Here is a 12,169-nt window from a genome sequence, read left to right as displayed (position 1 = left end):
GGTAGATGGCCAACATCGACCGTCACACCTGTGTGCGAGGCTCGTCGGACTCACACCTCGTCGAGATCGACGCGCGCGACTTTCATGTCGACGCGACCGTCGAACACGGGAACCCCTTCGGCGCGGAGGTTCTCGAGCTGGGTGGTCCGCAGATGCGGGGCGGGTTTACCGCTGACCGCGATGACTCGGTGCCACGGGAGGTCGGCGGAGTCGGTGCGCATGATCCAGCCGACGATGCGGGCGCTCGAGAGTCCCGCGGCAGCAGCCACATCCCCGTAGGTGGTCACCGTGCCCACCGGTACCGAGGCCACGATCTCGCGAACCCGTTCGACCTGTTCTTCGGTGATCTGCGCCATGATCAGCCCGACTTCATTGTCCGGCCAGCGCTTCGGACACGAGTTTCGCCGTGAGTTCCGGGCGGGCGAACGGCACCATGTGACCACAGTCCTCGTCGAACACCGTCAGCAGGTCGCCCTGCTGGGCTGAGAGGGCCGCCCGGAACTCAGCGGTGACGTAGGGCGGCTGCACCTGCATCGCCTGCACCAGATCGATCGGAAGACCAGCGGGGGGCAAGACGAAAGGCCGCGCAAGTTCACTCCACGTCGTCACAACCATTCCTGGATGGATGCGCCAGTTGACCCGGTCGCCGACACTGATCAGGTGATCGGCGATCTCGCGATCCAAGATCTCCGGCTTCAGTTCCGCCCACGACTCGCCGAGTTTGCCCTCCCGCGCTGCCGCTGCGTCGGGGTAGTCGTAGTGCGACATGTAGCTGGTCGCCACGTCTGCCATCCACTGTGGTTCGAGACCGATGGCGGGGTCGAGCAGGATCAGGCGTCGGAAACAGTCTGGCATCAACCGGGACAGGTGCAGTGCCAGCGCTCCACCGTAGGAGTGGGCAACGACCACCATGGGTCCGTCGATGTATTCCTCGACCACGTCCGCCAGCGCGGCGACCTGCGCCTGGATCGACCACGGCGGAGTGAACGGCGACCGGCCATGGCCGAGCAGGTCGGGTGCGACGATCCTGGCCTGAGGAAGTGCCGCGGCGAGATCCACCCAGCGTTTGCCGTGCCCGGTCAGCCCGTGCACGGCCAGCACCGGCGGCCCATCGGCCGGACCGAACACCTCGACGTTCAACGTAGACATGACGACAATCGTGCCTGACCGGCCGCCGAGCGGCTTGCCGAGACCGTCTCGACGCCGCGCGGACGGCCGTGTCGGTCCTCCGTGACACCATCGTCGTAGCCAAGGAGAGGAGTGGGTGTGCCCGCATTGACGATGCGGCTGGTGTCGGCGCCGGTCGTGCCCGCACCCACACGAAGCTGGCCCCCGAATGCAGCCAAGCTCATCGACGGTGTCACCGAGACGCCTCCAGGGTTCCGCCCCGTTCGGGTGCACGGGGGAGCCGGCACCGGCAAGACGTCGCTGATCGTCGACATCGCGGTCGCGCGGCTGAGCAATCCGGATATCGACCCGGAGTCGATCCTGGTCCTGGCCTCCGGGCGGCGAGCCGCGACCGAACTTCGCGAGCAGATCACGGCCCGATTGCTCGCGCAGACGCCGGGTGCAACCGGGCGCGCGCCGCGGGCGACCCGAGAACCGATCGTCCGGACGATCCACTCCTACGCCTTCGCTGTTTTGCGTCTGCAGGCCGCCGCGCATGACAACCCGCCGCCCCGATTGATCACCGGTGCGGAGCAGGACGCCGTGCTGCGTGAGTTGCTCGCGGGCGACATCGAGGACGGAGCCGAGTACTGGCCGGAGCGATTGCGGCCGGCATTGGGCACCAACGGCTTTGCTCAGGCGCTGCGCGACATGATGATGCGTGCCGCCGAGCGTGGGGTTGGCCCGGAAGATCTCATCGCGCTGGGCCGCGCGCACAAACGCCCCGAGTGGCAGGCCGTCGGCAAGGCGTACCGGCAGTACGAGCAGGGCGGGCTGTTGCGAGGTGCTGTCGGCTTGGAGGCCCCGCAGGCCACAGCGCCTGCCGTGGACGCCGCCGAACTGGTGGGCTCCGCCCTCACGGCGTTCGCCACCGACCCGGAACTCCTCCGCAGTGAGCGTGCCCGGGTCCGTTATCTGCTGGTCGACGACGCGCAGCACCTCGATCCGCAGTCCGCGACGTTGGTGCGCCTGATCGGTGCCGGAGCAGCGCAGGCGGTCATCGCGGGCGACGGTGATCAATCGATCTACAGTTTCCGTGGGGCGAGTTCCCGGTTCCTCGACGACATCTCCGATCCGGATCGGGATGTGCTCCTGGACAACAATTTCCGCTCGACCAGGCCCATCAGCGATCTCGGGGGATCGATTGCGGCCCGGCTCCCGGGCCCGCGGCGGCGGCGTTCAGAGGCAGAACGTCCCGACGCTCCTGCGCCGGTTGTCCGTATCTACGGATCCGCCGCCAAAGAAGCCACTGCCATCGCGGACATGATGCGTCGCGCGCACCTGTACGACGACGTGCCGTGGTCGTCGATGGCGGTGATCGTGCGTTCGGTACCGCGGGCGATGGCACCACTGCGGCGGGCTCTGCGCTCGGCTGGGGTCCCCGTCATGACCCCGGCGAGCGAGATCCCGCTGGCGCGGCAGCGGTCGGTGGCTGCGATGTTGCTGGCTCTGCGCGCGGTGGACGGTCCGCTGGAACCGGCCGAGGTGCTCGAACTCCTCGCGGGGCCGATCGGCGGGGCCGACCCGGCGGCGCTCCGGCGACTGCGGCGCGGAGTGCGGCGCATCGAGACCGAGACCGGCCGTGACCGCGACTCCGGGACGGTGATCGCCGAGCTGGTCGGTGGGTCCACCACGGGTCGAGCCGGTGACGACGCTGACGTGACCGCCTACCTCGGAGGACTCACCGAGATCGAAAAGCGCCCTCTCGCGAGGGTGTTGGCCGTGATCGACGCCGCCCGGACGGCCGATGTTGCGCGCCGCAGCATCGAGGAGATCCTGTGGGAGGCCTGGCAGGCCACCGGCCTCGGACAGCGATGGTCGAATCAGGTGATGCGCCGCGACCACGGTCCCGGCGGGGCGCAGGCCGACCGAGATCTCGATGCGATGGTTGCGTTGTTCGACGCCGCCGCGAACTTCGCCGACAGTCTGCCCGCGGCGACCCTGGGCGGGTTCGTCGACTACCTCAGCGCACTGCAGATACCCACCGAATCGAGGATGGCGCAGTCGACGTCGGATGCGGTGACCGTTCTGTCGGCCCACGCGGCGGCGGGCCGGGAGTGGGAGGTGGTGGCCGTCGCGGGCGTACAGGACGGGCTGTGGCCGAGTCTGCGCAGTCGCGGAAGCATCCTGGGCACCGGGCAATTGGTTGATCTCCTCGACGGCGTCGATGCCGACGCGCTCGACACGATCTCCCGAACCGCCATGGCGCTGGCCGAAGAACGCCGGTTACTGCTCGTCGCGTGCAGTCGCGCCCGGAGTCGGTTGATGGTGAGCGCGGTCGACGACGGCAGCGGGGACGCCGCGCCTTCGCGTTTCGTCGGTGAACTCGCCGCCGCCGTCGGCGGGGATCTCGATGAGGCTGATGCCGAACCAGCGGAGCTGGAGTTGCCGATCGAGCCCGGGCTACGGCGGGTGTTGTCCCTGTCCTCCCTGGTGGCGGCGTTGCGCGCCGAGGTGTGCGCGGCGCCGGGAGAACCGGGCCCGCGCACGCAAGCGGCCGCGGACATGCTCGCCGAACTCGCCGATGCGGGAGTGCCCGGTGCCCATCCCGATGAGTGGTACGGCCTGGCCGGCCCGAGCACCGACACCCCGCTGTGGGCGGAATCGTCAGGGCCACTGACCCTTTCCCCGTCGAGTGTGGAGGCACTGGGGGCCTGTTCTCTGCGCTGGATGCTCGAGCGTTACGGCGGTCGTGATGGCGACTCGAAGCCTGCGGTGGCCGGAACGCTGGTGCACACGCTGGTGCAGGCGGTCGCGGGCAAGATCCCGCCCGACGACGTCACCGCGGCGCTGCGGCGGGTGTGGGATCAGGTCGACGTCGGTGCGCCGTGGTTCTCCAGGCGCGAACTCGAGCGCACCGAGGAGATGCTGACCAACTTCCGTCAGTGGCTGAAACTCTCGCGCAGCGGGCTGACAGAGGTCGGCGTCGAGATGGATGTCGACGCGCGCATCGAGGCTGCCCGGGTGACCGATCCGGAGGGCGACGTCATCGACATGCCCGAGGTTCGTCTGCGCGGGCGTATCGATCGGCTCGAGAAGGACTCCCAGGGGCGTCCGGTCGTCGTGGACGTCAAGACCGGCAAGAGCACCATCTCGGTGCAGGCCGGACAGGATCACGCTCAGCTGGCCACCTATCAGCTCGCGCTGAGCCTCGGTGGTGTACCCGAGGTGGGACCGGTGGAACCGGGCGGCGGTGCACTCGTCTACGTCAACAATTCGAACGGTAAAACCGGTGCGGCCCAGCGAGATCAGGAACCCTTGGGTCCCGAGCAGGTCGACCAGTGGCTGGCCGTGGTGCGAGCCGCAGCTCACCGCAGCATCGGACCGAATTTTGTGGCGACCGTCAACGACGGGTGCGGGCACTGCTCGCTCAAGTCGAGTTGTCCCGCACAGCTCGAAGGGCGGACCGTGACCGATGGCTGACACGATGACGACAACCACGATCTCCGCGCGCGTCCTGGCGGGTGCTCTGGCGCTGCCGCCGCCCACCGACGAACAGGTCGAGGTCATCGAGGCGCCGATGGAACCGGTGCTCGTGGTCGCGGGGGCAGGTGCGGGCAAGACCGAGACGATGGCGTCGCGGGTGGTGTGGCTGGTCGCCAACCGGCTCGTCGAGCCCGATGGCGTGCTGGGTCTGACGTTCACGCGTAAGGCGGCGCAGGAGCTCGCAGCGCGTATTCGCAGACGATTGTCGATGCTCGCCGGGTCGTCGGCGATGGGTCGCTGGGACCCCGAGGGCACCCTGCGTGCCCAGTTGCGGTCCGCCGACCCTCAGGTCAGCACCTACCACGCATACGCGGGCCGTTTGATCGCCGACTACGGGCTGTTGTGGCCGGTGGAACCCTCGGCGACCCTGCTCAGCGAGACCGAGCTGTGGCAACTTGCGTTCTCGGTGGTGGCGGGATGGTCGGACGATCTCAACACCCCGAAAACCCCCGGGGGAGTGACCGAATCGGTGCTCAAGCTCTATGGCGAACTGTCTGAGCACCTTGTCGGCCTCGACCAGCTCGCGGCGGCCGGTGACGAACTCTATGAACTCATCGATACCTTGCCGCCCACCGGCAGACAACGCCCCGAGCCTCCTCAGAAATTGCGGAACATCCAGGCCGTCATCGACGAGCGGCGTGAGCTGATCCCGCTGGTTGCCGCGCTCGGTCAGACCATGCGCGATGCCAACGTCCTCGACTTCGGCAGTCAGATGTCGCTGGCGGCGAAACTTGTTGCGACTCATCCGGAAGTAGCAGAGACCGAACGCGCCGCCATCGGTGCGGTACTGCTCGACGAGTACCAGGACACCGGCCACTCGCAGCGTGTGTTGCTCTCGCATCTGTTCGGCACGCCCCCCGGGGTCGTCTCTGGCAGCGGCATCGCGGTGACGGCGGTCGGCGACCCGATCCAGTCGATCTACGGGTGGCGGGGCGCCTCCGCGGCCAACTTGCCCCGCTTCACCAGCGACTTCCGGTGCAGCGACGGCACGCAGGCGCAGCGACTCGAACTGCTCACCAGCTGGCGTAACGCCCGCTACGCGCTCGACATGGCCAATGCCGCGTCAGAGGAACTACGTAGGCGTGGTGTTCCGGTGAGCATCCTGCGCCCGCGCGACGACGCACCGGCGGGCACCATCACCATGGCGCTCACCGAGACGGTCACCCAGGAACGAACGTGGGTCGTCGATCAGATCGAGCGGGAGTACAACGAGGCCGGCGACGTCCCGCCCACGGTGGCGATCCTGGTACGCCGCAACGAGGACTCGGCTCCGCTGGCGGCGGAGCTGACCGACCGCGGCATCGCGGCCGAAGTCGTCGGTATCGGTGGTCTTCTCGGGGTGCCCGAAGTGCAGGATGTGGTGGCCATGCTGCGCCTGATGGCCGATCCGATGGCCGGTACCGCCGCAGTGCGACTGCTCACCGGGCCTCGCTGGCGGATCGGCGCGCGAGATCTCGCTGCCCTCTGGGCCAGGGCGCGCGACCTCGCGGCCGGGACCAACATCGTCACCGGCGCGATGACCAGCCTCGAAGAGCTCGACAGTGCACTCGATTCCGCGGTCCCGACCGAGACCGTCGATCAGGCCGGACTGGGCGACGCCCTGGCCGACCCCGGACCCGCACAGCGGTATTCGCCGGACGGGTATCGGCGGATCAAGTCCTTCGGTCATCAGTTGACGATCTTGCGGGCGCGGATCGGGCAACCGTTGCCCGAGCTCGTGGCAGAAGTCGAGCGGGTCACCGGGGTTGATGTCGAGGCCCAGATCCGGGCCCGCGACCTGCGTGGAAACATCACCGGTCGCGAACATCTCGACGCATTCGCCGAGTATGTCGCGGACTACACCGAACGGTCCGCGGCCACGCTGCCCGGTCTGCTGGCGTTCCTGGAATCGGCTGCCGACATCGAGAAGGGTCTCGAACCGGGCAAGGTCGAGATCGCCGAGGACCGCGTACAGATTCTCACCGTGCATGCCGCGAAAGGCCTCGAGTGGGACGTGGTGGTCATACCGCATCTGTGTGCCAACATCTTTCCTGGCGGCAAGGTCGACGGCACCTGGCTCGGTAGTGCTCGTGAACTACCGCCGGAGTTGCGGGGCGACCTCGCCGAGGCCGTCGGCGCGGAGGGGTTCCCGCCACTCGATCTCAGGGACCTCGAGAATCGCAAAGAACTCGAAGAGGCAATCGACGGCCACAAAGAAGCGCTGCGCAATCGCAAGTTGGAGGAGGATCGCCGGCTCCTCTACGTGGCACTCACCAGAACCAAACGGGCGCTGCTGATCTCCGGTCACCACTGGTCTGACAGCGGCGACAAACCGCGAGGCCCGTCCATCTTCCTGACCGAACTGCACGACATCGCGTGCCGGTTGATCGAGACCTCCTCCGACGGTGCACCCGGGATGACCATCGCGGGGTGGGCGGACGCACCCGAAGAAGGGGCCGACAACCCGCTGGCGATGCTGACGACCGGGGTGCCCTGGCCTGCCGATCCGCTCGGAGCCCGTCGCGCGGGGACCGAACGTGGCGCAGACCTGGTCCGGGCAGCACTGCGATCGCGGGGTGAGCCGGCCTTGTTCGACATGGGGGAGGACGGCGAGTCGACTCTGCTGGAAGAAGACCCGCAGGTCCGCGACTGGGCGAACGATCTGGCGGTCCTGCTTGCCGAACGCGCAGGCGAATACGGAACCGAGATCGAGGTGACGATGCCGCAGCACCTGTCGGTCAGCCAACTCGTCGAACTCGACAAGGACGAAGACGCCTTCGCCCGGCGACTGCGGCGGCCGTTGCCGTTCAAGCCGAACCCGCTGGCGCGCCGTGGAACTGCCTTTCACGCCTGGGTCGAGCGCAGATTCGGTGCTACCCGATTGCTCGACATCGACGAGCTCCCCGGTGCCGCGGATGCCGAGGGTGGGTCGGACGCCGACCTCGAGGTCTTGCGCGAGCAGTTCCTGCGGTCCGCCTGGGCGTCCAGGAACCCGATCGAGGTCGAGGTGCCGTTCGAGACGGTCATCGCCGACACGATCATCCGGGGCCGGATGGATGCGGTCTTCTCCGAACCCGACGGCGGGTACACGGTCGTCGACTGGAAGACGGGTGCCAGGCCCACTGCTGCACAAGAGCATTCGGTCTTCGTTCAGCTCGCTGCGTATCGATTGGCCTGGGCGGAGTTGACCGGCACCGAGCTGTCGAAGGTGCGGGCCGCATTCCACTACGTTCGGTCCAACACCACATTGGAACCTGCGAACCTCCCGGATCGGGCCCAGCTGGCTGCACTGATCCGCCGGGAGAAGACGCCGCAGTGAACCGGTCGTACCCCGCCTGACGGGTCAGTACGTCGACCACTCCGACTGTGAGTATTCGAGGATTCGCGGCTCCATCAGCGTCGACGCGGGCATCCGCAGTGGTGGCCGGTCGAGCGGAAACGTACGAGCTGCCACCAACTCCTCGGGCGACAGGAAACGCAGAGGAATCACCCTGTCGACCTCGACTGCCGGGGGCACGTCGCCAGCGGCACCGAGAAAGAAACCCCAGTCACCGAACGAGGGCACGTCGACGTGGTAGGCCTCGGTGGTGATCCCCGCCTCGGCGATGGTCTGGCCGATGCACCAGAAGGAACGTGGAGCAAAATATGGTGAGCCGGCCTGTACGACGAGGCGAGCCCCGGGGGCCAGGTGGGCACGGATGAGGCCGTAGAACTCGACCGAATACAGCTTGGCCGTGGCTGTTTCATCCGGATCCGGCATGTCGACGATAACGGCGTCGAACATCTCGGCGTTGCGCCGAAGCCACTTGAACGCGTCTTCGTTCACCACGGAGACCCGTTCGTCGGCAAGGGAATTGCCGTTGAGCTCGGTCAGTCTCGGGTCGGTTCTCGCCAACTCGGTCATCCGCGGGTCCAGTTCCACCAGGTGCACGGACCGTACGTCTGGGTACTTGAGCACTTCACGCAACGCGAGGCCGTCGCCGCCACCGAGGATCAGCACCCGCTCCCGCTTCTCGGTGAGCGCGGGGTGGACAAGGGCTTCGTGGTAGCGGTACTCGTCGACGCTGGAGAACTGGAGATCGCCGTTGAGATAGAGCCTGGTGTCGGAGCCGTTGCCGGGAAGAGAACGGCTGGTCATCACGATGTCCTGGATCGCGGTCCGGTCGGCGAGCACGATCGGGTCCCGGTACAGGGCCTGCCTGGCGTTGACCTCGAATGTGCTCGCGTAGAACATCGCTGCCACCAGCACCGCGACCACCCCGACCGATCCTGTGCCGACTGCCACCCTCTGCAGACGCCCGAGGTCACGTCCGAACACGACGAGAACCAGCGCGGCCCCCGCGACGGCGTTGATCATCCCGACCACCAATGCGCCCCGGATCTGGCCGAGGAAGGGCAGTAGCAGGAACGGAAATGCCAGGCCGCCTACCAGCGCGCCGACGTAGTCGGCAGCGAACAGGTCGGCGACCGCCGATCCCGCCGATTGTGCGCGAATGCGCTGCAGCATCACCATCAGCAGCGGGATCTCGGCGCCGATCAACAGCCCCAGCAGGAACGCGACGACCACCAGCGACTGCGTGTACAGCGACATGTACGCGAACGCGCCGTACAGGACCAGCACCGACAGACCACCGAGCAGCGCGAGAACGAGCTCGATGACGGCAAAACCGATGGCCGCGTGATTCTGCAGCGGTTTGGCGGCCAACGAACCGATGCCCATCGCGAACACCATGACCGACAACACGATTGCGGCCTGGGTGGCTGTGTTACCGATCAGGTACGAGCCGAGCGTGACCAGTGCCAGCTCGTAGACGAGTCCGCAGGCCGCGCAGATGAACACCACTGCGAGGAGCGCGGATCGTGCCGCCCGCCGCAGCGGTGGCATGGGGGCGATGGAGGTTGTCAACTGGCCGAACTACAGCAGCGACGCGGCGATGATGAGACCTGTGCCGACGTGGACGGTGGCCGACACCCACACCGCTGGGTGGGGCGTGTCCTCCATCAACACCTCGCCGAGGTCACCGGGTGAGAGCGCGTCGAGCAACACGAACGTCAGTGACATGATGAGGATTCCGAGCAGGGTGTATATCGCCGTGTACACCAGTCCCTCGACGAGACCGCCCTGGCTGGCCGTGATCGCCGCGACGATGATGATCGCCACCGAGAACGCGTTGCTGGCGACCAGGATGCAGGCGTTCCGGTTGCGGTCGATCCAGACCTGTTGCCGCAGTTTGCCCGGCGTCACCACGTCGACTGCGATAAAACTCACGAGCATCAACAACACACCGACGCAGCTGTATGCCGCGGCTGATGCGAAATTGTCCCGCATTATTTCCCACTCCACTGTTGTCTCCCAGCTGTTGTTGAAGCGCTATTTTCCGGAACCGCCGCCGCCACCCCGATAGTCGGAGCCGCCACCGGAGAAGTTTGGACGCGACACCCAGAGAGGCCCGACGTATCCGCCGTAGTGGCGGTAGCCGGATTCGTAGTCATCGCTGAGCATCACGCGAGTCTTGTTGCCCTCGTACGGGAACAACCCGACGAGGTAGTCCGGGTACTGCAAGAACAGTCCGGAGGCGGTGGATCCGGTCGAGGTGTCGGTGGCCGTTCGCCGGTCCACCGGCTGCGCTGCTGCGCTGATCTCATTCGCCACCTGCTCCGGCGTGCCATCGGCGACATAGGCATCGACGGAGGACTCGTCGAGGCTTGTCTCTCGGTCGTAGTTCTTCTGAATGTAGGCGCGGGCATCGGTGGCGCCTGACGTACCAGAGACACAAGAAAAGGCCAGCAGGGCAACGGCGATGATCACGATGGCGGCGATGATGCCGTTGCGGATCCGGTTCAGCGGCCGTCGGTCGTAGCCTCCGGCGAACTGCTCCGAGGCCGTCATCGCGTCACCTCGAACACGCTCGACGTGATGACCACATCACCGGTCTGCGGATAGGCGTGCCAGGTATCCCACCGAGCCCGGCGCCCCAGGTCGGTGGCGATGATCGCCGTGAAGGCGTTGGGGTGGCCGGGGTAGTGCCCGATCAGTGAATCCGGCCCGGCGGCCCGGCTCGACACCTGGGCGGTCAGCGTGGTGAGCGATGCGGCATCGTGCCGCTCGATGCGCGAGCGGAAGGAGATGCGCCCCGTCTCGACTGTCGACGGCAAGGCCGGTGGGCGCCCGGGCAGGCAGGCCAGGGTCTCCACGATCTCGACCTCTGGGGTGACGACGCTGACCTGATGGCTCGCACCGAGCAATCGTAGTGTGACACCGACTCTTCTGAAAGCGCAGTGCACGCTCGAGAGCGCCGGGAGCAACGGCTCGTCGAACGACAGTGAGAGTTGATCGGCTCCGGTGTCCGCGTACGGCACCGCGAGGATGGACTGCATGGTCAGCTCGGTCCGGTGTCGGCGGGAAAGATGCGGTACTCGGCGCGCGCGAGCACCTGACCGCGGGCACACTCCCAGCCGGAGCCGAAATCCTCGAACGACAGCCGATCGTCGCCGGCGGCATAGTCGTGATACGACATGTTCCCCGTCGCCAGCCCGGTGGTGCCCAGGGAACTGAACCGGGCCGATCCGGCCTCGTCAGAGGTGTAGCGGCGGCCTTCGACGTCGATGGTGGCCGGGCCGGGGGTCGCGGTCACCCCGGTGAGTTCTTCCCAGAGGACGACTTCGAGGTCGGGATCCTCTTCTACCGACACCCATGCCTTGCGTCCGGTTCCGGTGTCCAGGAAGTTCTCGGTCCACGAGAAGCCACCTTGCGTCAGGGTCAGCGTGCCGCGGACAGCGAACGTCTCACCCCGGACCTCGACCAGATCACCGGGCTTGAGCGTCCGGGGGTCCCCGCGTACCGCGTCGTCATCGGCAGAGGAGAAGGGGTCACGCGGTGCGTAGGCACGGTCACGGATGCCCTGCACCTCGCGAGCCTGCCGCTCACGCCGGGTCGCTATGACGTTGAACAACAGCACCACCGCGATGATCGCGAGAATGGCGATGATGATGATCAGCAGTGCTTCCATGCGAAGAACCTATCCAACACCACGCGTCCGGACACGGACGCATAGCCCGAACGACGGACACCGGTCCGGCGTGCACCGATCGCGTTCGCCGACACCTGCACACCGGTCGGACGTCGACCGTTACGCCTTCCAGACCTTCCATCCGGCCCAGATCATCGGGAACTGAAGGGGCAGACGTCCCCACACGGCGACGCGAAAGGGCAGTGGCTTGTCTTTGAACATCCGGACCATGTTGATGTTGCCCGGGTACACGCCGACGAACAGCAGGACCGACGCGAGGCCGGCGTGTCGGCGAGTGCGCGGCGCCAGCATCGCTGCCCCGATCGCGATCTCCGCGACACCGGAGCCGTAGGTGTAGGCGCGCGGCGAGCCCGGGAGTTCGGGGGGAATGATCCCGTCGAACGGCGCGGGCGCCACGAAATGCAACACCCCCATACCCACCAGCGCCGCCCCCATTCGCTCGGCCAGCTTGTTTTCGCCGGGAAACACCAACTGCCGCAACTTCTGCTCACGCTTGCTCATGGGTA

General features: G+C 67.0%; 10 protein-coding genes. 2 read left to right on the top strand and 8 right to left on the bottom strand.

Annotated elements, in window-relative coordinates; genetic code table 11:
• Positions 1-50: 50 nt before the first annotated feature.
• Together J3S28_RS09615 and J3S28_RS09610 are read right to left on the bottom strand one after the other, a co-directional pair.
• Complete coding sequence (locus J3S28_RS09615) at positions 51-356, bottom strand: MGMT family protein (RefSeq protein WP_084834648.1); 306 nt, start codon at positions 354-356, stop codon at positions 51-53.
• A gap of 13 nt (positions 357-369) precedes the next feature.
• Positions 370-1,149, bottom strand: coding sequence for an alpha/beta fold hydrolase (locus J3S28_RS09610; RefSeq protein WP_207839985.1), 780 nt, complete (start codon positions 1,147-1,149; stop codon positions 370-372).
• Positions 1,150-1,281: 132 nt separating this feature from the next.
• On the opposite strand from J3S28_RS09610, the gene J3S28_RS09605 reads away from it, so the two are divergent.
• Both J3S28_RS09605 and J3S28_RS09600 read left to right on the top strand, forming a co-directional pair.
• A complete protein-coding gene (locus J3S28_RS09605) occupies positions 1,282-4,590 on the top strand; it encodes an ATP-dependent helicase (protein WP_207840773.1) in 3,309 nt (1,102 codons plus the stop codon).
• Positions 4,583-7,951, top strand: a complete 3,369-nt coding sequence (locus tag J3S28_RS09600; protein ID WP_207839983.1) for an ATP-dependent helicase — start codon at positions 4,583-4,585, stop codon at positions 7,949-7,951. Before J3S28_RS09605 ends, J3S28_RS09600 begins: the two co-directional genes overlap by 8 nt.
• A gap of 24 nt (positions 7,952-7,975) precedes the next feature.
• On the opposite strand, the gene J3S28_RS09595 is transcribed toward J3S28_RS09600, so the two are convergent.
• From J3S28_RS09595 to J3S28_RS09570, 6 genes are all read right to left on the bottom strand, one after another.
• Positions 7,976-9,517: a polyamine aminopropyltransferase gene (locus J3S28_RS09595; RefSeq protein ID WP_207840771.1), complete on the bottom strand. Its 1,542-nt coding sequence runs from the start codon at positions 9,515-9,517 to the stop codon at positions 7,976-7,978.
• A 30-nt stretch (positions 9,518-9,547) separates the two neighbouring features.
• Positions 9,548-9,976 (bottom strand): DUF350 domain-containing protein, encoded by a 429-nt coding sequence (locus tag J3S28_RS09590; protein ID WP_372435981.1) that lies wholly within the window; start codon positions 9,974-9,976, stop codon positions 9,548-9,550.
• Between the two features lie 27 nt (positions 9,977-10,003).
• A complete protein-coding gene (locus J3S28_RS09585; protein WP_207839981.1) occupies positions 10,004-10,522 on the bottom strand; it encodes a DUF4247 domain-containing protein in 519 nt (172 codons plus the stop codon).
• A complete protein-coding gene (locus J3S28_RS09580; protein WP_207839978.1) occupies positions 10,519-11,010 on the bottom strand; it encodes a DUF2617 family protein in 492 nt (163 codons plus the stop codon). The genes J3S28_RS09585 and J3S28_RS09580 overlap by 4 nt, the downstream gene beginning before the upstream one ends.
• 2 nt (positions 11,011-11,012) lie before the next feature.
• Positions 11,013-11,642, bottom strand: a complete 630-nt coding sequence (locus J3S28_RS09575; RefSeq protein ID WP_207839976.1) for a DUF4178 domain-containing protein — start codon at positions 11,640-11,642, stop codon at positions 11,013-11,015.
• Positions 11,643-11,762: 120 nt separating this feature from the next.
• On the bottom strand, positions 11,763-12,164 hold the full coding sequence (locus J3S28_RS09570; RefSeq protein WP_207839974.1) for a DoxX family protein: 402 nt from the start codon (positions 12,162-12,164) through the stop codon (positions 11,763-11,765).
• Positions 12,165-12,169 lie beyond the last annotated feature (5 nt).

The organism is Williamsia soli, assembly GCF_017377795.1.
GTDB classification, from domain to species: Bacteria; Actinomycetota; Actinomycetes; order Mycobacteriales; family Mycobacteriaceae; genus Williamsia; species Williamsia soli.
This window is presented reverse-complemented; position numbering and strand designations above follow the sequence as displayed.

Coding starts and splice junctions, on each gene's coding strand:
- J3S28_RS09615 (WP_084834648.1), bottom strand. CDS start 356: ATGGCGCAGATCACCGAAGAACAGGTCGAACGGGTTCGCGAGATCGTG.
- J3S28_RS09610 (WP_207839985.1), bottom strand. CDS start 1,149: ATGTCTACGTTGAACGTCGAGGTGTTCGGTCCGGCCGATGGGCCGCCG.
- J3S28_RS09605 (WP_207840773.1), top strand. CDS start 1,282: ATGCGGCTGGTGTCGGCGCCGGTCGTGCCCGCACCCACACGAAGCTGG.
- J3S28_RS09600 (WP_207839983.1), top strand. CDS start 4,583: ATGGCTGACACGATGACGACAACCACGATCTCCGCGCGCGTCCTGGCG.
- J3S28_RS09595 (WP_207840771.1), bottom strand. CDS start 9,517: ATGCCACCGCTGCGGCGGGCGGCACGATCCGCGCTCCTCGCAGTGGTG.
- J3S28_RS09585 (WP_207839981.1), bottom strand. CDS start 10,522: ATGACGGCCTCGGAGCAGTTCGCCGGAGGCTACGACCGACGGCCGCTG.
- J3S28_RS09580 (WP_207839978.1), bottom strand. CDS start 11,010: ATGCAGTCCATCCTCGCGGTGCCGTACGCGGACACCGGAGCCGATCAA.
- J3S28_RS09575 (WP_207839976.1), bottom strand. CDS start 11,642: ATGGAAGCACTGCTGATCATCATCATCGCCATTCTCGCGATCATCGCG.
- J3S28_RS09570 (WP_207839974.1), bottom strand. CDS start 12,164: ATGAGCAAGCGTGAGCAGAAGTTGCGGCAGTTGGTGTTTCCCGGCGAA.